Below are 20897 nucleotides of genomic sequence, written 5' to 3'. Positions count from 1 at the left end.
TGCTGGAACTGGAGGGAGTTTGAAAAGGCGGGGGACATGCACCAATTGCCGAATGCGCCGATAAATCGATAATTTGCGCCAAGGGTGGCCGTCGGGCGACAATCCCGGTCCGGCGGCCGTTCGGCGTGGCAGATCGGCCAGGGTACAGGTTTTCACGCTGCCTTCTTTCGCGCCAGATTGGCGCCGACGCAGGCGCCCGGACCTCAGCTCAGGGTTCGCTTCGACGGAGCGTGCCCGGTCCAGCCGCGATAGGCGCGCCAGAAGACGGTGCCGTCGGAATAGCCCAGGCTTTGCGCGACCGCCTTAAGGCTGGTGCCGGGCGTGTCCAGCTGGGTGGCCACGATCCGTTCCCGGTGGGCCTGCACGATCCGGCGCAGCGAGGTGCCTTCGGCCGCCAGATGGCGTTGCAGGCTGCGCGGGGCAAGGCCCAGTTCGCGGGCCACGCTGTCCAGCGTCACGGGGCGCTGGCCCAGGCTGCGACTGACCACCAGCCCGACCCGGTCCGACAGGCTGGTGTCCGTGTCCTCGGTCAGGATCAGGTCGGCCACGTGGCGTTTGATCACGGCGATCAGGGCCGTGTCCTCGGCCCGGTGCACCCTGTCCAGCGCGCGGGCGTCAAAGATCACCCGGTTGGCGCTTTGGCCGAAGCGCACCGGCGCGCGGAACAGCCGTTCCAGCACATCCGGTCGCGGCGAGGGCGCATGAATGAAGTGGATCTCCTCCGGCGACCAGCGGGGATCGAAGGCGGTGCGTATCATGTGGCACAGGCAGGACATGGAAAAGGCCGCGTCCTGAGGCCAGGCGACGGCATCGGGACGATTCAGTTGATAGCTGAAGGCGGCCTGCGGGCCGTCCTCGACCAGTCGCGACTCGGTGCCGTTCTGGAAGGAGGCGAGGTTGCGGCGGAACCGGTCCAGCCCGCGGCGCATCGTGCCGGACTGGATCATCAGCAACCCGTTGGGCCCAAGATCCGCCGGGCCGATGCGCCGGCCCAGCCGGGCGCCCAGAACCGGGTCTTTCGCCAGCCGCGCGGCGTCTTCGAAGACGGTCAGGTAGGCGGTCAGCGGGATCACGGCATAGGGGTCCTGCACCGCGGCGGGATCCAGCCCGCGCTGCCGCAGGATCCGGTCCAGATCCGCCTGCCGGTCGCCGAAATGGCGCAGGATCGGCGCCAGAGCGGCGGCGCGCAACGACGGGCCATGGCTGGAAAGGAAGGGGCTGTTCGGCACGGCAGGCATTTCCCGGTTTCGCTGCCGCAGGCTAGGCCTGCGGCGGCTTAGGGTTCAAGTCTCCTGCGACCGGGACCCGGCCGTCGCAGTGCCCGAATGTCGGCCCTTGGCCCGTTCTTGCAGCCGGTCCTTGTGGGCGACCCCGACCCTGTGGTGCACGACCGTTCAAAAGGCCGCTCCGGCGGCGATCGCAGCCCGCCCGGCCCGGGCGACGGGGCTGAACCGCTTGAATTCCGCGGCGCCTTGGCCGACGAAGTCCTTGACCGCGGTCCCTTGGGCGCGACGTGCTGCAGATGGGCGTCGCCGGGGACCTGACCATCGCATGAAGGGGATGCCACGATGCCGGACACAGCCAGAGACAACCTGACCCCGGACCCGGAGGGCCTGCGCGCCCTGCGCGAGGACCTGGCCGCCTGTTTCCGGGCCGCTGCCGACCATGGCTTTGCCGAAGGGGTGTGCAACCACTTCTCGGCCGTGGTGCCGGGCAATGACGACCTGTTCGTGGTGAACCCCTTCGGCCTGGCCTTTGCCGAGATCCGGGCGTCCGACCTTCTGGTCTGCGACCACGACGGCCATGTCCTGCAAGGGGAAGGAGAGCCGGAGGACACGGCCTTCTTCATCCACAGCCGCCTGCACAAGCTGCTGCCCCGCGCCAAGGTCGCGTTCCACACCCACATGCCCTATGCGACCGCGCTCAGCATGGTCGAAGGGCCGCCGCTGCAATGGGCCGGGCAGAATGCGCTGCGTTTCTATGGCCGGATGCTGGTTGACGAGGATTACAACGGCCTGGCGCTGGACACGACCGAGGGCGACCGGATCGCGGGCGCCATCGGCGATGCCGATGTGGTCTTCATGCGCAACCACGGGGTGATGGTCATCGGCGCATCCGTGGCGCAGGTCTGGGACGACCTCTATTACCTGGAACGCGCCTGCGAGGCGCAGGTGATCGCGGAATCCACCGGCCGCAAGCTGGTGCCCGTGGCGCAGGACGTGATCGAGGCGACCTATGCCCAGACCCAGAGCGTCGGGCCGGATTCGAGCCGCGCGCATCTGGCCAGCATCCGTCGCCGTTTGGATCGGGCGGGATCGGATTACGCCGTCTGAGGCAAAGGCACCCTAGCCCCAGCGGTCGGGGCGTAGCGGGCCCAGGTCGACGGACGGTTCCTGTCCGTCGACGCACTGGGCGATCAGCTTGCCGGTCAGCCCGGCCAGCGTCAGCCCGACATGGCCGTGGCCAAAGCCGTAGAGGACCCGCGGGTCCTGCGCGCTGGGTCCGATGACGGGCAGGGAATCCGGTGTCGACGGGCGAAAGCCCAGCCATTTGCGGGTGACCTGACCCACGGCGGGCAGTATGCGGCGGGTGCGTTCCTCTATGGCATCCGTCCGTGCGGGCCGGGGCGGTTTGCCCAGCCCGCCAAGTTCCACGGTCCCGGCCGACCGCAGGCCTTCGGTCAGGGGCGTCATGTAGAAGCCGTATTCGGGATAGCAGGTCGGCGCCGACAGCAGGGGCCCGTCGTTTTCGAACAGCACGTGATAGCCGCGTTCGCTGTTCAGCCTGATCGTGTCGCCGACCTGAAGTGCCAGATCGCGGGACCATGCACCGGCCGCCACGACCGCGCGATCGAAGGACAGGTCGTCCTCGCCCGCGCGAAGCACGATCCCGGCTTCGGTCGGCAGCAGCGCCGTGACCTTGCGGGCGACGCATTCCGCCCCCCGCACCCGGACCGCGGCCAGCAGCCGCTGCAGATAGGTGGCCGGGTCGTCCAGGTGGTAGGCATCGTCGAACAGCAGCCCGCGGTGATAGAGCGGCGCCAGGCCGGGTTCCCGCTCGCGGATCTGGCCGGCGTCCAGAAAGGACTGGGCCACGCCTTCGCGGGCGCGCAGGTCGATGGCGGGCTTCGCGGCGCGAAAGCTGGCCTCGTCCCGGTAAAGGTACAGGCACCCGTTTTTCCGGATCAGGTCCGTTGCGCCTGCTTCCTCGAACAGGGGCAGGTGCCCGTCCTGGGCCTGGCGCATCAGACCGCCCAGGATGGCGGTTATGCGGTCGTACTCGGCCGGCCCGCTGGCCTTCAGGAAGGACAGAAGCCAGGGCGTGAGCTGGGGCAGGTCGCGCCAGTAGATCGACAGCGGCCCCTTCCGGTCGGCCAGCATGGACGGGACCTGCCAGTGAATGCCGGGACTGGCCACCGGCAGGACCGCGCCAAGGGCGATGGTGCAGGCATTGCCGAAGCTGCAGGCCTCGGCCGCGCGGGCCAGGTCGTCGGGCATTGCCGGGTCGAACAGCGTCACCGCGTGACCGGATTTCTGTAGCCACAAGGCGGTCGACAACCCCACGACACCGGCGCCGATGACGGCGATCCGAAAGGGCGGCGGGGCGTGGTGGGATCTGCTGGTCACGAGGTCATCCGCGGGAACGGGAAGGACGGTCCCTGCACCATGTCAGAAAGCCGAACCGGGACAAGGGACTTTCGGACCCGACCGGTCGGCCGGGCCTGCCATGGATGTCGACCCGGCCCGGGAACGGAAACGCAGCCGCTCCGTGGACGGATTGTATTGAATCCGGGACATGGGGTCATGGCAGCCCCGACGGGAAACGGCCTATCTTCCCCCGCGGGACGCGCACGGCGGTCGGACGTGCAGGTTTGGGCCCGAAAGAGGCGGTCGGCAAAAAGGCGGCATCGGGAAAGGCCCGGACACCGTCGCCCGTGCATCCGGGACAGGACCGGCCCCGAGGGGCGGTCAGCCGCGGGCAAGCGCGCAGTGAGAGAGGGACGGAACTATGGTAAAGGTGAATGCAGGCCAACTGCCGGGGCTGAACTTCTTCAATTCGTTGATCCAGTATTCGGACACCGACATCGCCAGGGCGGGGACCTTCCGCTGGGTGACAGAGGCCGGGCCATTCCCGATCTACAGCGAGGCGAAGGGATCGGGCTTTGCCTATGGCCGCGACGGGCTGCCGACCGCGGGGACCGTGACCCGCGTCAATATCCTGAGCTTCGAGAGAGGCGGACAGTTTGCGCCCAAGGCGACCGTCACCGGGGCCGAGGTGGCGCTGGCGGACCTGATGCCGGGCGGCACCGTCCCGCAGCAGAACAAGGCGTTCTGGGAAACGCTGCTGACCGGGGACGACACCATCGTCACGAACGGCGACCTGCGGATCTACGGCGACCTGGCCGACGTGAAGCGCGGAGAGACGGTGGACGCCGGCAACGACCGGTTCATCAGCAAGGCCAACGGCTATGGCAACATTCACATCGACGGGGACGCGGAAGTTGTGACCGGCGGCAAGCTGACCGGCGGCAACGACCATTTCGACATCGCTCCGGGCAGGTCCTTCATCGGCACAGTGGTCGGGGACGTCAGCAGGATCGACGGCGGCACGGTCGTCGGCGGCGACGACACCATCGTCTATGCGTCGAAGGGCGGGTCGGGCAACCTTTTCGGGGATGCCGAACGGCTGACGGGGAACAACACCGTCCTGCGGGCCGGGAACGACACAATCGACGGCGGCGCATCCGTCGACCGGATCGTGGGCGACGTGCTGGAGCTGAACGGAGGCGTCCTGCGCGCGGGCGACGACACGATTTCCGGCGGTGCCGGCGGCGACACGCTGATCGGCGATCTGTTCAACGCGTGGGGGACCAGGGTTTTCTACGGGTCCGACACGATCCGGGGCGGGGGCGGCGCCGACCGAATCTGGGGCGACGGGGTTTCGGACGACAATTGCGTCGTCCGGCAGGTCGGTGACGACCGGCTGTTCGGCGGTGCTGGCGCGGACAGTATCTGGGGTCAGCGCGGTAAGGACTTCATCGTCGGCGGCACGGGCGCGGACAGCATGTTCGGCGGGGGCGGCGCCGACACGATCCGCGGTGGCGCAGGCAAGGATACTCTGGTCGGTGGCGACGGGCCCGACCGCCTGTCCGGCGGCGCCGGAAACGACACCTTCGTCTACAACGACCTGGCGGAATCGGGTCCGAACCCGAACGGGCGCGACGTGATCACCGACTTCACCAGGGGCGACGACAAGATCGACCTGTCGCAGGTGACGACCGTCCCCCTGGACTTCATCGGCACTGACAAGTTCAGCGGCACCGCGGGCGAGCTGCGTTTTCAGCGGGCCGATGGCACGACGATGGTCCAACTGGACAGCGACGGGGACGGGGAGGCCGACTTCGCCATCGACCTGACCGGGGCGATCCGAATGACGGCGAGTGACTTCATCCTCTGACCTGATCGATGTCATGAAGACTGCGCGCCGCCCCGGCCTGAACCGGGGCGGCGCGATTCGTTTCGTCAGGCGCCGATATGCCTCAGCCAGTCGGCGTGGTCGGGACTGTCGATGCCCGGGGCCGCGAGGCCCGCGTGATAGGCGCCGCGGGCCTCGCGCGGGGACAGGCCGAACTGACGCCGGAAGGCCCGGGAATAGTCGCTTTCGCTGGTGAAGGCCCATTTGAACGCGATCTCGTAGATCGGCCTGTCGGCCCGGTTCCGGTCCAGCAGGTCGGCCGAACTGCGTTTCAGGCGACGGTTCCGGATATGGGCCGCGATCCCGCCCATCGGCGCGAAAACGCGATACAGCTTGGACCGGGACACCCCCAGCATCGACGCTACCTTATCCGGGTCCATGTCGGGATCGGTCAGGTGCGACTCGATCAGGCGGCGGGCAGCCAGGCACAGCACCTGATCGGCCGCCGAAGCGTCCATCTCGGGGCGGCTGTGGCCTGTGCCGACGTTCAGCAGCGCCTCGGACAGGCGGGCGGTGGCGGGTGCCAGTTCCGCCGCGTCGGCCAGGGTCATCGACCCCACGCTGCCCATCAGGCCCGCCAGGAAATTGCCGAAGATCCGCGCCATCGGCGTGTCGGCGGGAATGCGGCGCAGGTGGTGGGCATCGGGGCTGCGCAGGTTCCCTTCGATCAGGCTGCGCGGCACGATGATCGACAGGTTATGAAAGTCCGAGTTCACCGCGTCGATCGGTTCCGCCAGGTCGATGACCCAGATATCGCCGGGCCGCGCGATCACTTCACGGGCGCCGATCTGTGCCCGGGTTTCGCCGGTGCGGAACATCTGCAACATGAACATGTCGTGCGGTTCGTGCGCGACCTTCAACGCCGAACGCTGAAACCGCTGCGCCACGGTCTGGCAGGACCCGAAGATCATGTCGCCGATCAGGCTGAGGTCGAACCGCGCGTCGAAGGCGGCAAGGTCGATCCTGTCGCCCGAACCCACGTCGAAGAAGGGCGCGATCTGCGACTGCCAGGACTGGAACCGTTCTTCGGGTCGGGCGCCAGCGGGCAGCTCCAGAACCGACCGCTGGATCGTGGCCTTTCCGTCTTTCGCACCGTTGATGCCAGTTCTCGACACGCAGCCGTCCTCTTCGCTCCGGACGGGATCATAGCAAGCCGGCGGCGAATTGCAGAAGAAAGTTGACCTTGGGACCGACCGGCAGGGTCATGGCCGCCTAACCGCCCTTTCGGAACGGATTTTTCAAGAAGCCTCTGGACAGGGCGCGGGTCGCCAAGCGAACGTGGGGCGTGCGCAGGCCCCTTCGCGGTCCGAGTCCCGCCGCCGCCCCGTCGAACGAGGGCATCGCCGGCAGGGACAGGACGCGGGGCCTTCCGCGCACCGGAGCGAGGAGGACGTTCCGACGGGACTCGGCAGCATCGGCTTCCGACAGCCCGACCCAGACATCAAGGTTGGCCGCGGTCCGATACCGGCCGCCGGCCCGCCGCGTATCCAGGGAGGAGAACACGTGGCCCAAGTATCAATGACCGTGAACGGCAAGGCCGTCGCGCGCGATGTCGAAGCGCGCCGACTGCTTGTCGAATACCTGAGGCAGGACCTTGAGCTGACCGGCACCCATGTCGGCTGCGACACGTCCCAGTGCGGCGCCTGCGTCGTGCATGTGAACGGCAAGGCGGTCAAATCCTGCACCATGCTGGCGGCCGAGGCCGAGGGCGCCCAGGTTACCACGATCGAGGGCATGGCGCCTTCGGGCGACGACCTGCACCGCCTGCAGGCGGCCTTCAACGAACATCACGGGCTTCAGTGCGGCTTTTGCACGCCGGGCATGATCATGTCGGCCGCGGCCCTTCTGGCCGAGAACCCGAAGCCGACCGAGGCCGAGGTACGCCACTACCTGGAAGGCAACATCTGCCGCTGCACCGGGTATCACAACATCGTCAAGGCCGTCCTGGCCGCGTCCGGTCAGGACGTCCCCGCGCTGGCCGCGGAATAAGGGAGGAGACGACATGCCCAAGGATGCCGCACTCGGCGAGGTCAAGACCCGCCGCGAGGACAAACGCTTCACCACCGGCAAGGGCCGGTACACCGACGACATCGTCCTGAAGAACCAGACCTATGCCGCCTTTGCCCGGTCCGAGGTGGCCCATGGCCGGATCAACAGCATCAACACCGCCGCGGCCGAGGCGATGCCGGGCGTTCTGGCCATCTTCACCGGCGACGACTTCGTCGAGGTCGGCGGCAACCCGGCGGGCTGGCTGATCAACAGCCGCGACGGCACGCCGATGACCGAACCCAAGCGGCCCGTGCTGGCCCATGGCAAGGTTCGCCACGTGGGCGACGCCTATGCCGCCGTCATCGCCGAAACCCCCGAACAGGCCCGCGACGCCGCCGAGGCGCTGGAAGCGGATATCGAGGAACTTCCCGCCATCGTGAACATGGCGGATGCCGTCGCCAACAGCGACAACCGCGTGCACGACGACACGCCGTCCAACGTCTGCTTCGATTGGGGCTGGGTCGAGGACAACCGCGGGGCCGTGGATGCCGCGATCAAGGCCGCGCCGCATGTCACGACGCTGGAACTGGTGAACAACCGCCTGTCCCCCAACCCGATGGAGCCGCGCTGTTCCATTGGCGACTACGACACCGGGACCGGGGACTACACGCTTTACACCACGTCGCAGAACCCGCACCTGACGCGGCTTCTGATTTCCGCCTTCGTGATGGGCATCCCGGAACACAAGCTACGTGTCGTGGCGCCCGATGTGGGCGGCGGCTTCGGGTCCAAGATCTATCACTACGGCGAAGAAGCGCTGGTTCTGGCTGCCGCGCGCAAGCTGGGCCGGCCAGTGAAGTGGACTTCGTCCAGGTCCGAAGCGTTCCTGACCGATGCCCATGGTCGTGACCATGTGACGACCATCGAACTGGCGACGGAAATGGACGGGTCCTTCATCGCCGTGCGCACCACGACGCTGGCAAACCTTGGCGGGTATCTGTCGAACTTCGCCACCGCCACGCCCACCTTCCTGCACGGAACGTTGATGGCCGGGAACTACACCGTTCCCAATGTCTACGTGAACGTGAAGGGGGTCTTCACCAACACCGTGCCGGTCGATGCCTATCGCGGTGCCGGGCGGCCCGAGGCGACCTTCAGCCTGGAGCGCGTGATCGACAAGTGCGCGCGCGAACTGGGGATCGACCCGGTCGCGATCCGGCGCAAGAACTATATCAAGCCGGACCAGTTCCCCTACACGACGCCGGTGGCGCTGGTCTACGATACCGGCAACTATGATGCCGTCATGGACAAGCTGGAGGAGATGGCGGACCTAGCCGGTTTCAAGGCGCGCCGGGCCGAGTCCGAGGCCGCGGGCAAGCTGCGGGGCCTGGGCATTTCTTCCTATATCGAGGCCTGCGGGATCGCGCCGTCGAACCTGGTGGGGCAACTTGGCGGACGTGTCGGGCTCTATGATGCGGCGACGGTGCGGGTGAACCCGACGGGCAACGTGGTCGTCATGGTCGGCGCCCACAGCCACGGGCAGGGGCACGAAACCACCTTCCCGCAGATCGTGGCAGCCCGCCTGGGCATCCCGGAGGAAAACATCGAGATCGTGCACGGCGACACCGCCCGCATCCCCTTTGGCATGGGCACCTATGGCTCGCGCAGCCTTGCGGTCTGCGGATCGGCCGTGGTCAAGGCGACCGAGAAGGTCATCAACAAGGCCAAGAAGATCGCGGCCTTCATGATGGAGAGCCCGGACGGAGAGGTCGATTTCGACGACGGTGTCTTCTCGCTGAAGGGCACGAACAAGAACGTGCCCTGGGGCGACGTGGTGCTGAAGGCCTATATCCCCCACAACTTCCCGCTGGAGGTGATCGAGCCGGGGCTGGAGGAAACCGCCTTCTACGATCCGGCGAACTTTACCTATCCTTCGGGCGCCTATGCCTGCGAGGTGGAGGTGGACCCCGCGACCGGCAAGGTCGAGGTGAAGAGCTTCGCCGCCGCAGACGACTTTGGCAATGTCATCAATCCGCTGATCGTCGAAGGCCAGGTTCATGGCGGGCTGGCGCAGGGGATCGGGCAGGCGCTGCTGGAACATGCGGTCTATGACGGCGACGGGCAGCTTCTGTCGGCCAGCTACATGGATTACACCATGCCGCGGGCCGATGACGTGCCGATGTACAAGGTCGACCATTCCGCGCTGACGCCCTGTACCCACAACCCCCTGGGCGTGAAGGGCTGCGGCGAGGCCGGGGCGATCGGGTCCCCGCCCGCGCTGGTCAATGCCGTGATCGACGCGATCCACAGCACCGGTAACACCGGCGTCACCCATATCGACATGCCTCTTAGCCCCGCGCGGGTCTGGGCGGCAATCCACGGGAAGTGACAGGGCACGCGGCCGGCGCTGTCCGGCCGCGACACCCCTGACGGGAGATCTGAAGATGTACAATTTCGAATTCCTGAGACCCGCCTCTGTCGCGGATGCCGTGGCGGCGCTGGCGGACGAAGACGCGCAGGCGCTGGGCGGCGGTCAGACGCTGCTGCCGACGATGAAGGCACGGCTGGCCTCGCCCACGAAGCTGGTCAGCCTGTCGGGCATCGACGGTCTGGCCCATGTGAACGCCTCTGGCGGCGTGGTGGAAATCGGCGGTGCCACGACCCATGCCCAGGTGGCGGAGGAGGCGGCATCCGCCTTCCCGGCGCTGGCGAAGCTGGCCGGCGGGATCGGCGATCCGGCAGTCCGCAACCGCGGCACCATCGGCGGGTCGGTGGCCAACAACGACCCGGCGGCCTGCTATCCTTCGGCGGTTCTGGGCACCGGGGCCACGGTCGTGACCGACAGGCGGGAAATCGCGGCCGACGACTACTTCGTCGGCATGTTCGAAACCGCGCTGGAACCGGGAGAGATCATCACCGCGATCCGCTTCCCCGTCCCGCAGGCCGCGCATTACGCCAAGTTCCAGCAGCCGGCCTCGCGCTTTGCGCTGGTGGGGGTCTTCGTGGCGCGCTTCGCCTCGGGTGTCCGCGTGGCGGTGACCGGTGCCAGCGAGAACGGCGTCTTCCGCTGGACGGATGCCGAACAGGCGCTTTCGGCCGACTTCTCGGCCGGGGCGCTGGACGGGCTGGAGGCTTCGGCCGACGGGCTGATCTCGGACCTGCACGGGACCGGCGCCTATCGTGCCAACCTCGTGAAGGTCATGACCGGGCGCGCGGTGTCCGCGGCAGGCTGATCCACAGGGGGCCGGGCGTCAGCGCGCCCGGTCCTCTTCCGGATCGTCGCCCAGCGCGTCCGAGACCAGGATGGCAATCGGCCGCGTATCCGGGAAGGCGCTGAAGATGATGACGAAGGCGCTGGTCAGGGGCACCGCCAGGATCGCGCCTGCCAGCCCCCACAGTGCCGACCAGAAGGCCAGGGCCAGCATCACGACGAAGGGCGACAGGTTCAGTTGCCGCCCGATCCATCGCGGTTCGACCACGCTGCCCATCACCAGTTGCAGGATGGTGAGTGCCACAGTCAGCAGCAGCGTCTGCCACAGGTCGCCGAACTGCGCGACCGACAGGATCACCGGGAAGGCCACGCCCAGCCACGATCCCAGATAGGGGATGTAGTTGAAAAGCCCGATCAGAACCGCCCAGAACAGGGCGAAATCCACGCCGAAGGCCCACAGCACGGCATAGGACAGCAACCCCAGCAGCACGTTGATCGCCGTCTTGACGAAGAGGTAGTCGCCGATGTTGCGGTTGATGTCGCGCGCGACGGTGATGATCTTGCCCGACCGGCCTTCGGTCGGAAAGGCGCGGTCGATCTTGGCCGGGAAGCGGCCGATCTCGGTCATCAGGAAGCCGGAATAGACGATGATCAGGAACAGCATCGTGCCGAAACTGGTCAGCGAATTGAACAGGCTTCGCAGCATAGTCGGCAGGTCCAGCCGGCCGATGGTGGCCTGGCGGATGTCCTGCCAGTCGGGGTCGCCTTCGACGCCGAACCGGGTGGCCAGTTGACCGATCATGCCTTCCAGCGTCGCCTGGTAGGTGGTGGACCGGTCCACCATCTCTTCCAGCGTCACGGCCACGACCAGACCCATCAGCAGGACGCAGGCCACGAAGATGGACAGGACCGCCACGCTGATCATCCAGCGCGGCACGCGCTGCAGGACCGGAAAGCCCCGGACCCATTCGACGCAGGCATGCAGCACATAGACCGCGATGCCGGACGCCAGCACCGGCAGGATGATGGGCTTGCCCACGACCAGCAGCCCGACCGACAGGACAAAGCTGGCAAGACCAAGGAAGACGACAAGGATCGGGTTCAAGGGATGGCCGTCGGTTGCTGCGATGTCCGACATGCTCTGGCATGAGCAGAGCGGCCGGAACAGCCGACCCGTGGTCACAGGCCCAATTCCTCCGGAATGTGGCATTCCTATCGCGTCACTGCCCCTTCGGGGGCCGGAAAGGGCGGCTTGCGGCCGATGCGCGCGTTGCCGTGAAATGCGATACGCGGCGACGGCCCGGCGCGGCTAGACTGCGGGCATCCGGCCCGAGATCCAGAGGAAGGACCACCCATGCCCGCCGCAGACAGCGTGTTGTTCAACGACGACCTTGCCCTCTCCGTCGCTCCGCTGGGGGCCGAGATGCAGTACCTTCGGGACAGCGCCGGGGCCGATTACCTTTGGCACGGGGATGCCGCCTTCTGGACCGGGCGGGCGCCGGTGCTGTTTCCCATCGTCGGTCGCGCGGCGGACGACAGGGTGGCGGTGCGCGATCACGAGGCGACCATGCCCCAGCACGGCTTTGCCCGGCGCAGCACGTTCGAGTTGGTCGACCAGACTGACACGACGTGCCACCATGTCCTGCGCGCCTCGGACGCGACGCGGGCCGTCTATCCGGCAGAATTCGCGCTGCACCTGACCTACCGGCTGGATGGCCGCACCGTTCATTGCGACGCGACGGTCGAAAATCTGGGCGATGCGCCGATGCCCTTCGGGCTGGGCTTCCACCCTGCCTTCCTGTGGCCCGTTCCCGGCGCCGGCGACGCCCCGCACGCGGTGGTGCTGGACGGTGCCGGATTGCCCGACAGGCGCCGCCTGAACGACGGCCTGCTCGAATCCGCGCCGATCCCCGGGCCCTTCAGGGACGGCCGGCTGCTGCTGGACCACGCGCTCTTCGAAGATGGCGCACTGGTCTTTCCGAATGGAAGCGCCGGGCTGCGCTATGGCCCCGAGGAGGGTCCGGGCCTGGCCTTCACCTTTCGCAATCTGCCGGATCTGGCGCTGTGGCAGCCGCCGGGCGCACCTTTCGTATGCATCGAACCCTGGCACGGCACGGCATCTTACGTGGGTGACGGGCCGCAGATCGCCGACCGGCCGAACAGCACGGTTCTGAAGCCGGGCGAAAGCGCCAGCTTCGGCTATTCGGTGACCGTCCCGGGCTGATGGGCGCGGGGCCGACTGCGCTGCGGTCGGCAGTATACATTCGCTGGACCGGAATGCTTGCTTGCCCGGTGGCGGGCCGCTGTAGTATTGAAAGACAAGCGACAACGGCGTCGCCGATTCCTGATTTTCGGAACCATGGGCAAGGCTGCTCGACCGAACGTGACATGCGTCACGTGACCGTCGGCGGCTTTTTTTCGTTGCGAGGACCAAGCATGAAGAACTTTCCGATGTTCCTGCGGATGGACGGACGCCGTGTCGTGTTGTGCGGCGGCGGCGAGGAGATCGCCCGCAAGGCCCGCCTGATGTTGAAGACCGAGGCCCGCATCGCGATCCTGGCCGATACGCTGGATGCCGAGCTTGCGGGGCTTGTCGCCTCGGGACGGGCGACCCGCTGTGCCGAAGATGCCGCAACCTTTGCCGGCGCCGTGCTGGTCTTCATCCACACCGGGGACGCGGCCCGGGACGCGGCGCTGGCCGCAGAGGCCCGTGGCGCCGGCGCCGTGGTCAACGTGATCGATCGGCCCGACCTGTGCGATGCCTTCACGCCGTCGATCGTCGACCGCGACCCGGTGGTCGTGGCCATCGGTACGGAAGGGGCGGCACCCGTCCTCGGCCGTGCCATCAAGACCGAGATCGAGACGATGCTGGCCCCGCGTCTGGGATCGTTCGTGGCACTGGCGGGGCATCTGCGCGGTGCGGTGGCTCAGGCCTTTGCGCCTCGGGACCGGCGGTCCTTCTGGGAATGGGCGTTCAGCGGCGAAGCCTTCCGCGCCCATCTGGACGGACGCGAACGTCTGGCGGCCGGCCTGCTGAAGGATGCCATCGCCGCAGGGCAAACGCCCGGGAACAAGGGCCATATCGCGCTGGTCGGTGCCGGGCCCGGCGCCCGCGACCTGCTGACGATGCGGGCGGTCCGGCGCCTGCAGCAGGCCGATGTCATCTTCTATGACCGTCTGGTCGACCCGGAGGTGCTGGAGCTGGCCCGCCGCGATGCCGACCGCGTCTACGTGGGCAAGGAGGTCGGCGCCCATGCATGGCCGCAGGACAGGATCGACCGGCTGATCGTGGCCGAAGCGTCCAGGGGCCGGCGCGTCGTGCGCCTGAAATCCGGCGATCCGTCGGTCTTTGGCCGCGCCTGCGAGGAACTGGACGCCGCTGCCGCCGCGGGCATCGAGGTCGAGATCGTTCCGGGCATCACCGCTGCCTCCGCTGCCGCTGCCGCCATCGGCCGTCCGCTGACCGAACGGGGCGAGACGGATACTTTCGTCATCACCACCGGCACCTGCCGCCCCGGGGACGCAGGTCCCGACCGGTCGCTCTTGGCGCGGCCCGGCACGTCTGTCGCTTTCTACATGGCGGTGGAAAAGGCGGCGCAGGTCGAAGGCGACCTGATCGCGGCCGGCGCGCCGGGGAAATGCCCGGTGGATATCGTGGCCGCCGTCTCGACCGGGCGGCAGGCCCATGTCGCGACCACGCTGGACCGGCTGGCGCAGGCGGTCCGCGACCACGGCATCGTCAGCCCGGCGATCCTGATGGTGCGCTATCCCAAGTCGCTGGCGGCCGGGCAGGCGGGCGCGGGAACCCGCGCTGCCTGATCGCGCACCGCGGCACGGAAGACCCGGTGCACTGGCCGAGCGGCACCGGACATGCCCTGCGTGTCTGCCTTTGCCGCTGCAAGCACGGTCTGCGGCGCCAGGGGATCGTGCATGACGGCTGTATCGCCTGCCTTCCGCACAACTGGCCACTCTTTCAGTCCGAGGGATCGGTGCCGGGGGGCGACGACCGGGCAGGGACCACCTTCGCCGTGCTGCCGGCCGGGCGGGATATCTGCCAGAACCCGACGCCCGGCGCCTGATCCTTCGGAGGAATGCAAAGGGACCGGGACGCCGCAGTGCCCCGGTCTCTTCGCGTGTTCAGCGCCGGAACCGGAGCCCGTCGCGCATGTTCAGCACCATCAGCACGATATTCGTGGCGCCGGCCGCCAGTTCCAGCACCTGCACGACCACGAAGGCGGTGCCGAACTCCCCGGCCCGGGCGCTTGCCGCCAGGAACAGGGCCGACGGGACAAGGACCAGCACCCCGTTCCCCGCGATCACCGCCATGCGCTTCTGTTTCGCGGCGACGACCGGACCCCTGAAGTTCCGCGCCAGTTGCCGGCCGGACAGGCCCACGGCGGCCATGGCCGGGATCAGGATCAGGAACCCCCATGGGATCGTGGTCTTCACAAGGGTCACCACTGCCGGACCGGCCAGCAGTTCCGACAGAAGGGTGGACAGCCAGAATGTCGATATCAGTGCCAGCGCGATGGCGCCGGCAACGGGGTGGACAGCTTTCGCCATTGCAATTCTCCGCGAAGGGATGAAAGGTATAGCATGCTATGTAATAATAAATAGCTTGCTATGCAAGTAACGAATGGGGGCAGCTTGGATTTTTCAAAGGATATATCGGCGGGCTATCTGGTGAACCAGTTGGCGCGCATATTCGAACGCGGGCTGTCGGGCCGGATCCGACCGCTTGGGCTGACCACAGGGGCCTTCCCCGCGCTGCTGGAGCTCTGGGCCGAGGACGGGCTGACCCAGAAGCAGCTGGTCGACCGGCTGGATATCGAACAGGCGACCATGGCCAACACCCTGAACAGGATGGAACGCGACGGGCTGGTCCGGCGCGAGAAGGATGCCAAGGACCGCCGCGTCCAGCGCGTCCGCCTGACCGAGAAAGCGCGCGCCCTGCAAGACGCCGCCGTGGCCCAGGCCATCGCCGAAAATGCCGAGCGCCTGGCCCCCCTGACAGAGGAGGAGCAGGCCCAGTTCATCCACCTGCTGCGGCGTCTGATCGCGGGGCCCGCGGCGGAAACGGACTGAACCCGGGTGCGGTGTAACGCCATGTCTCATCGCAAATCGGGCCAGAACCTTTACCTGAACGGCAACGACTTCTTCCGGAACAAGACGCGATGCCACGCCGCCCTGCCGATCCTGCCCTTGCCGCGACCCCCGGCCTGAAGGCCGGGGCCGTGCTGTCGCTGGCGGCCAGCCTTGTCTGGCTGGGACAGGCGGCGATCATCGCCTGGGCGTTGTCGGCCCTTGTCGCGGGTGGCACCGTTCCCGTCCTGTGGGCCGTGGGCGGTTTTCTTCTTCTGGCTGTCCTGAAGGCCGCGCTGCGGGCCCTGTCCGATGCCGTCCTGGACCGCGCGGCCGAGAAGGTCATCGACCGGATCCGGTGTGACATCGTGGCCGGAGAGGCCGCCACCACCGCCCCCTCTGCCCTGGGCGGGCCGGGCGCCGTCGCCGCGCTGGCCGGCAGCAAGCTGGAGGCGCTGCGGCCCTACCTTCTGCGCTATCGCCCTGCGCAGATGCGGACCATGGTCCTGCCACTGGTGATCCTGGCCATAGCACTCTGGCACGGATGGGCGGTGGCGGCGGTGCTGCTGGTGGCGGGACCGCTGATTCCGGTCTTCATGGCGCTGGTCGGCTGGGCCGCGAAGGATGCCAGCGACCGCCAGATGGTCGAGGTCGGCGCGCTGAACGACCTGTTGGCCGACCGGCTGGCGGCCCTGTCCGACCTGCGCCTGATCGGGGCCGCCGGGCCGGTGGTGGCGGATTTCGCGCAAGCGTCGGAATCCCTGCGCGCCCGTACGATGGCCGTTTTGCGTATCGCCTTCCTGTCTTCAACCGTGCTGGAACTGTTCGCCGCGCTTGGTGTGGCGATGATCGCGGTCTGGGTCGGCTTTTCGCTTCTGGACCTGGTGGGCTGGGGCACATGGGGTGCGGAACTGTCGCCTTTTGCCGGGATCTACCTGCTGTTGCTGGCGCCGGAATTCTTCCAGCCGCTCCGCGATCTTTCTGCCGCCTGGCATGACCGCGCCGCGGGCGAGGCCGTGCTGGACGAGGTTCGCACCTGGCGCGAACAGGAACGTCCCGCACTGACCGGCAGCGGCATGGCCGCGACAAGGGCGACCACACCGTTGACCCTGTCGATCCATGGACTGGCGCTGGATCGGGGCGCCGGACAGATCGTTTATCCCGACATCGATATCACTGCCGGCGACCGCATTGCACTGACCGGGCCCAGCGGGTCGGGCAAGACGTCCCTGTTGCGTGCGCTGGCGGGGCTGGAACCCGCGGCGCACGGCGACGTCCTGATCGACGGACACCCGCTGGACAGCGACACGGCCGATGCCTGGCGGGCGCGGCTGGGCTGGATGCCGCAGGCGCCGCATTTCGTGAATCGCTCGCTGGGCTACAACATCGGTTTCGGTGCGCCCGTCCGCCCGGAAACGCTGCGCGATGCGCAGCTGGAGCCGGTGCTGGCCGCGCTGCCCCGGGGGCTTCGGACCACCCTGGGCGAACGCGGTGCCGGCCTTTCGGGCGGCGAGGCGCGTCGCGTCACCCTGGCCCGTGCGCTTCAGGCCGGCCCGGATCTGCTGCTGGCAGACGAACCCACCGCCGACCTCGACGATGCCACGGCCGCGCAGGTGATCCAGGGCCTTTTGCGCTTTGCCGACGCCGGCGGCACGCTGGTCGTGGCCACCCATGACCCGCGCCTGATCGCCTGCATGGACCGCGAGATCCGGATCGGGGGTGCCGCATGAAGGCGCTGGTCCGGATCGTCCTGACCCTGTGGCGAGAGGAACGGCGCGTGTTCCTGCGCGGCTTGCTGCTGTCGGTGCTGGTGCTGGCGGCCGGCGCCGCGCTGCTGGGCGTTTCCGGCTGGTTCATCACGGCTGCGGCCGTTGCCGGGCTGGCCGGGGCAGGGCAGGTCTTCGACATCTTCCGCCCTTCGGCCATGGTGCGGATGCTGGCGCTGGGCCGGACTGCCGCGCGCTATGGCGAACGGCTTGCCACTCATGACGCGACCCTGCGCGCGCTGGCGCGGCTGCGGGTCCGGCTGCTGGTCGCGACCCTGCAGAAACCTTTCCGGTCGCTGGAACGCCTTCGGGCCAGTGCCGCACTGAACCGGCTGACGGCGGATATCGACACGCTGGACAGCGTGGCGCTGCGGCTGGTCCTGCCCGCGCTGGCCGGCAGCGCCGCGATTCTGGGCGCGGGCGTGGCCCTGTGGTTCCTGGTCACCCCGGCGACGGCGCTGGTGGTCTGCGGGCTTTGCCTGATCTGCCCGACGGCGCTGTTCCTGTGGGGCCAGCGTCGGGCGCAGGCGCCGTCGCGTCGGGCCGAGGCCGGGGTTCAGGCGCTGCGGAGCCGGCTGGTCGACCTGATCGCCATGCGCGAGGACCTGATCGTCTATGGCCGCCTGGCCGACGCACGCGACAGCGCCGCCCGCGCCGCCGCCTGGCACCTGTCCGCCCGCCGTCGCCTGTCCCGGATCGAAACCGGCGCGGGCCTTGTCCTGGATCTGATCGGCGCCGTGGCCGTAGCCGCCGCGCTGGGCCTTGGCATCCAGTCTGCCCAGACCGGAGAGATCACGGCCGCGCAGGCCGCCATCGGCGTCTTCGTGGCCCTTGCCCTGGCCGAAGCCATGGCTCCCGTCGCCCGCGCCCTGGCCGAGATGGGCCGCGTTCTGCAGGCGGCCCGCCGCGTGGCGCCCGACATTGCGCCGGATCCGCTGCCGGTGCCGACCGGCGCACCGCTGCCCGACATGCTGCCGCTGACGGTCGATCAACTGCGCATTCGTCGGGGCACCGCCGCCCGTGACCTCTGCGCGCCGGTGTCGCTGCACGTCGCCGCCGGGGAAACCGTCGCCCTGACCGGCCCCAGCGGCAGCGGCAAGAGCACGGTCCTTCTGATGATCGCCGGGGCGCTGTCGCCTTCGGGCGGCAGCATCGCCTTCGGCGGTACGGTATTGGCAGACCTGCCGGCAGAAGCCCGGCAGCAGGCCATCGCCCTTGTCCCGCAGCGCCACGCGCTGATCGGCGGTACGATTGCGGAAAACCTGCGGCTGGCCGATCCGCAGGCGAACGACGAAGCCCTGCTGAAGGCCCTGAAGGCCGTCGCGCTGGACAAGGTGATCGCTGAAAAGGGCGGGCTGCAGGCGCAACTGGGCTTTCGCGGTGCCGGCCTTTCGGGCGGCGAAGGCCGTCGCCTGGCGCTGGCCCGGGCGATTCTGCGGAAGCCGAAAATCCTGCTTCTGGACGAACCGACCGAGGGCCTGGACGCGCCAACCGCCGCCGCGGTGCTGTCGGGAATGCGCACCTCGCTGCCCGATGCCGCAATCGTGATCGCCGCACACAAGGAAATCGAGGTGCTTGCGTCAGTTCGCCGTGTCGCCGTGACCGCTCCGCTCTGAGAGGGTTGCACCAGCCGAAACCCGGCGTCCCGATACCGTAGGTTGATCCACAGCGGACAAGCATCTAGGAATCGGAATATATTGCTCGTGACCGGGACCCGAGGGGCCTGGCATGTCCGCAGACAAAGGAGCCCTCCGATGGAGATAGGCGTTGTCGAGCTGTCGCGGCTGCAATTTGCCATGACAGCCATGTACCACTTTCTGTTCGTTCCGCTGACTCTCGGTCTGTCGGTTCTCGTGGCGACGATGGAGACGGTCTATGTCATGACCGGCCGTCCGATATGGCGCCAGATGACCAAGTTCTGGGGCACGCTCTTCGGGATCAACTTCGTCCTTGGGGTCGCCACCGGCATTACAATGGAATTCCAGTTCGGCATGAACTGGAGCTACTACAGCCATTATGTCGGCGACATCTTCGGGGCGCCCCTGGCGATCGAGGGCCTGATGGCCTTCTTCCTGGAAGCGACCTTCGTGGGCCTGTTCTTCTTCGGCTGGGACCGGCTGTCGAAGGTCCAGCACATGGTCGTGGCCTGGCTGGTCGCCTTGGGGTCGAACTTCTCGGCGCTCTGGATCCTGATCGCCAATGGCTGGATGCAGAACCCGGTCGGGGCCAAGTTCAACCCCGACACCATGCGGATGGAGATGACCTCGTTCTACGAGGTGCTGTTCAACCCGGTTGCGCAGGCCAAGTTCGTGCACACCGTGTCGGCCGGTTACGTCACGGCCAGCGTCTTCGTGCTGGGCGTCTCGGCGCTGTACCTGATCCAGCGGCGGCATACCGATCTGGCGCGGCGGTCCATCGCGGTGGCGTCCGCCTTCGGTCTGGCCTCGGCCCTGTCGGTCGTCGTTCTGGGGGACGAATCCGGGTATGACGCCGGCCAGAACCAGAAGATGAAGATGGCCGCGATCGAGGCGATGTGGGAAACCGAACCGGCGCCCGCGTCCTTCACCCTGTTCGGCATTCCCGACCAGGAAACGCATGAAACGCATTACGCGGTCGAGATCCCCTATGTCATGGGCCTGATCGGCACCCGGTCGCTGACCCGCCCGATCGAAGGCATCGACCAGCTGGTCGAAGAGGCGAACCAGAAGATCCGGACCGGCACCATCGCCTATGATGCGCTGATGACGATCCGCGAACAGGGCGCCGACACGCCGGCCGATGTGCGCGCCACCTTCGACCGGTATTCGGAAGACCTGGGCTATGCCTACCTGCTGCTGCCTTACGTCGACGATCCGCGGACCGCGACGGACGACCAGATCGCGCTGGCGGCGGCCGATACCGTGCCGGGCGTCTTCCCGATCTTCTGGGCGTTCCGGATCATGGTCGGTCTTGGCTTCATGTTCATCGCAGTGATGATCTTCTTCTTCGTCCGCGCCTCGTTCTACAGGATGCAGTTCCCGCGTTGGTCGCTGTACTTCGCGGTGGCGGCGATCCCGACACCGTGGATTGCGGCTGAAATGGGCTGGCTTGTCGCCGAATACGGGCGTCAGCCCTGGACGGTCGACGGGGTTCTGCCCACGGCGCTGTCGGTCTCGCATCTTGGGGTCTGGGACCTGCTGATCACGCTGGCGGGCTTTGTCATCTTCTACACCGCCCTCTTCATCGTCGAGATCGGACTGATGGTGAAATACATCCGCAAGGGCCCGCACCAGGATGTCGAGGAAACAGAGGCCTGGATGGAACGTCACACGCGACGGCTCCGGGCCGGGCGCGCGGACGATCCGATTTCCGAAGCGGCAATCCAGGCGGAGTGA

Annotated in this window: 17 protein-coding genes; 12 read left to right on the top strand and 5 right to left on the bottom strand. The window is 67.7% G+C overall.

Going from position 1 to position 20897, the window contains the following annotated elements; genetic code table 11:
• Positions 1 to 203 precede the first annotated feature (203 nt).
• Positions 204 to 1229 (bottom strand): AraC family transcriptional regulator, encoded by a 1026-nt coding sequence (locus FQK05_RS05690; protein WP_158964948.1) that lies wholly within the window; start codon positions 1227 to 1229, stop codon positions 204 to 206.
• Between the two features lie 339 nt (positions 1230 to 1568).
• Between FQK05_RS05690 and FQK05_RS05685 the strand changes: the two genes are divergently transcribed.
• Complete coding sequence (locus FQK05_RS05685) at positions 1569 to 2333, top strand: aldolase (protein WP_158964947.1); 765 nt, start codon at positions 1569 to 1571, stop codon at positions 2331 to 2333.
• Between the two features lie 12 nt (positions 2334 to 2345).
• Here FQK05_RS05685 and FQK05_RS05680 read toward each other — a convergent pair whose 3' ends face one another.
• A complete protein-coding gene (locus FQK05_RS05680) occupies positions 2346 to 3626 on the bottom strand; it encodes an NAD(P)/FAD-dependent oxidoreductase (protein ID WP_158964946.1) in 1281 nt (426 codons plus the stop codon).
• 382 nt (positions 3627 to 4008) lie between these two features.
• Between FQK05_RS05680 and FQK05_RS05675 the strand changes: the two genes are divergently transcribed.
• Positions 4009 to 5457: a calcium-binding protein gene (locus FQK05_RS05675; protein ID WP_158964945.1), complete on the top strand. Its 1449-nt coding sequence runs from the start codon at positions 4009 to 4011 to the stop codon at positions 5455 to 5457.
• 65 nt (positions 5458 to 5522) lie between these two features.
• On the opposite strand, the gene FQK05_RS05670 is transcribed toward FQK05_RS05675, so the two are convergent.
• A complete protein-coding gene (locus tag FQK05_RS05670; protein WP_158964944.1) occupies positions 5523 to 6590 on the bottom strand; it encodes an AraC-like ligand-binding domain-containing protein in 1068 nt (355 codons plus the stop codon).
• A gap of 388 nt (positions 6591 to 6978) precedes the next feature.
• Here FQK05_RS05670 and FQK05_RS05665 point away from each other — a divergent pair, with 388 nt between their 5' ends.
• From FQK05_RS05665 to FQK05_RS05655, 3 genes are read left to right on the top strand one after another with little or no spacing between them, the layout of a single operon-like run.
• Positions 6979 to 7464 (top strand): (2Fe-2S)-binding protein, encoded by a 486-nt coding sequence (locus FQK05_RS05665; protein ID WP_158964943.1) that lies wholly within the window; start codon positions 6979 to 6981, stop codon positions 7462 to 7464.
• Between the two features lie 13 nt (positions 7465 to 7477).
• Positions 7478 to 9853 carry a xanthine dehydrogenase family protein molybdopterin-binding subunit gene (locus tag FQK05_RS05660; protein WP_158964942.1) on the top strand — a complete coding sequence of 792 codons (2376 nt, stop codon included), beginning with the start codon at positions 7478 to 7480 and terminating at the stop codon, positions 9851 to 9853.
• 55 nt (positions 9854 to 9908) lie between these two features.
• Complete coding sequence (locus FQK05_RS05655) at positions 9909 to 10697, top strand: FAD binding domain-containing protein (RefSeq protein WP_158964941.1); 789 nt, start codon at positions 9909 to 9911, stop codon at positions 10695 to 10697.
• 18 nt (positions 10698 to 10715) lie between these two features.
• Here the strand turns inward: FQK05_RS05655 and FQK05_RS05650 are convergent, their stop codons facing one another.
• On the bottom strand, positions 10716 to 11858 hold the full coding sequence (locus FQK05_RS05650; protein WP_158964940.1) for an AI-2E family transporter: 1143 nt from the start codon (positions 11856 to 11858) through the stop codon (positions 10716 to 10718).
• A gap of 171 nt (positions 11859 to 12029) precedes the next feature.
• Between FQK05_RS05650 and FQK05_RS05645 the strand changes: the two genes are divergently transcribed.
• From FQK05_RS05645 to FQK05_RS05635, 3 genes are all read left to right on the top strand, one after another.
• On the top strand, positions 12030 to 12899 hold the full coding sequence (locus FQK05_RS05645; protein WP_158964939.1) for an aldose 1-epimerase family protein: 870 nt from the start codon (positions 12030 to 12032) through the stop codon (positions 12897 to 12899).
• Between the two features lie 212 nt (positions 12900 to 13111).
• On the top strand, positions 13112 to 14494 hold the full coding sequence (gene cysG, locus FQK05_RS05640) for a siroheme synthase CysG (RefSeq protein WP_158964938.1): 1383 nt from the start codon (positions 13112 to 13114) through the stop codon (positions 14492 to 14494).
• Positions 14495 to 14520: 26 nt separating this feature from the next.
• On the top strand, positions 14521 to 14754 hold the full coding sequence (locus FQK05_RS05635) for a Rieske (2Fe-2S) protein (protein WP_158964937.1): 234 nt from the start codon (positions 14521 to 14523) through the stop codon (positions 14752 to 14754).
• Between the two features lie 58 nt (positions 14755 to 14812).
• On the opposite strand, the gene FQK05_RS05630 is transcribed toward FQK05_RS05635, so the two are convergent.
• Positions 14813 to 15238: a hypothetical protein gene (locus FQK05_RS05630; RefSeq protein WP_158964936.1), complete on the bottom strand. Its 426-nt coding sequence runs from the start codon at positions 15236 to 15238 to the stop codon at positions 14813 to 14815.
• Between the two features lie 84 nt (positions 15239 to 15322).
• On the opposite strand from FQK05_RS05630, the gene FQK05_RS05625 reads away from it, so the two are divergent.
• The 4 genes from FQK05_RS05625 to FQK05_RS05610 all read left to right on the top strand — a co-directional run bounded on the left by FQK05_RS05625 (position 15323) and on the right by FQK05_RS05610 (position 20897).
• Positions 15323 to 15760, top strand: a complete 438-nt coding sequence (locus FQK05_RS05625; RefSeq protein WP_158964935.1) for a MarR family winged helix-turn-helix transcriptional regulator — start codon at positions 15323 to 15325, stop codon at positions 15758 to 15760.
• 89 nt (positions 15761 to 15849) lie between these two features.
• Positions 15850 to 17487: a thiol reductant ABC exporter subunit CydD gene (gene cydD / locus FQK05_RS05620; protein ID WP_158964934.1), complete on the top strand. Its 1638-nt coding sequence runs from the start codon at positions 15850 to 15852 to the stop codon at positions 17485 to 17487.
• Entirely contained in the window at positions 17484 to 19139 is a 1656-nt protein-coding gene (locus tag FQK05_RS05615) for an amino acid ABC transporter ATP-binding/permease protein (RefSeq protein WP_158964933.1), read from the top strand. The genes cydD and FQK05_RS05615 overlap by 4 nt, the downstream gene beginning before the upstream one ends.
• A 138-nt stretch (positions 19140 to 19277) precedes the next feature.
• Positions 19278 to 20897 carry a cytochrome ubiquinol oxidase subunit I gene (locus FQK05_RS05610; RefSeq protein WP_158964932.1) on the top strand — a complete coding sequence of 540 codons (1620 nt, stop codon included), beginning with the start codon at positions 19278 to 19280 and terminating at the stop codon, positions 20895 to 20897.

The organism is Chachezhania sediminis (genome assembly GCF_009765275.1).
GTDB lineage: Bacteria > Pseudomonadota > Alphaproteobacteria > Rhodobacterales > Rhodobacteraceae > Chachezhania > Chachezhania sediminis.
Note: the sequence above shows the minus strand (reverse complement) of the source record. Positions and strands in the feature narration are given on the sequence as shown.

Bases quoted from the DNA above. Each gene is read 5' to 3' on its own strand.
- FQK05_RS05685 (WP_158964947.1), top strand. From the start codon at position 1,569: ATGCCGGACACAGCCAGAGACAACCTGACCCCGGACCCGGAGGGCCTG.
- FQK05_RS05675 (WP_158964945.1), top strand. From the start codon at position 4,009: ATGGTAAAGGTGAATGCAGGCCAACTGCCGGGGCTGAACTTCTTCAAT.
- FQK05_RS05660 (WP_158964942.1), top strand. From the start codon at position 7,478: ATGCCCAAGGATGCCGCACTCGGCGAGGTCAAGACCCGCCGCGAGGAC.
- FQK05_RS05655 (WP_158964941.1), top strand. From the start codon at position 9,909: ATGTACAATTTCGAATTCCTGAGACCCGCCTCTGTCGCGGATGCCGTG.
- FQK05_RS05645 (WP_158964939.1), top strand. From the start codon at position 12,030: ATGCCCGCCGCAGACAGCGTGTTGTTCAACGACGACCTTGCCCTCTCC.
- cysG (WP_158964938.1), top strand. From the start codon at position 13,112: ATGAAGAACTTTCCGATGTTCCTGCGGATGGACGGACGCCGTGTCGTG.
- FQK05_RS05630 (WP_158964936.1), bottom strand. From the start codon at position 15,238: ATGGCGAAAGCTGTCCACCCCGTTGCCGGCGCCATCGCGCTGGCACTG.
- cydD (WP_158964934.1), top strand. From the start codon at position 15,850: ATGCCACGCCGCCCTGCCGATCCTGCCCTTGCCGCGACCCCCGGCCTG.
- FQK05_RS05615 (WP_158964933.1), top strand. From the start codon at position 17,484: ATGAAGGCGCTGGTCCGGATCGTCCTGACCCTGTGGCGAGAGGAACGG.
- FQK05_RS05610 (WP_158964932.1), top strand. From the start codon at position 19,278: ATGGAGATAGGCGTTGTCGAGCTGTCGCGGCTGCAATTTGCCATGACA.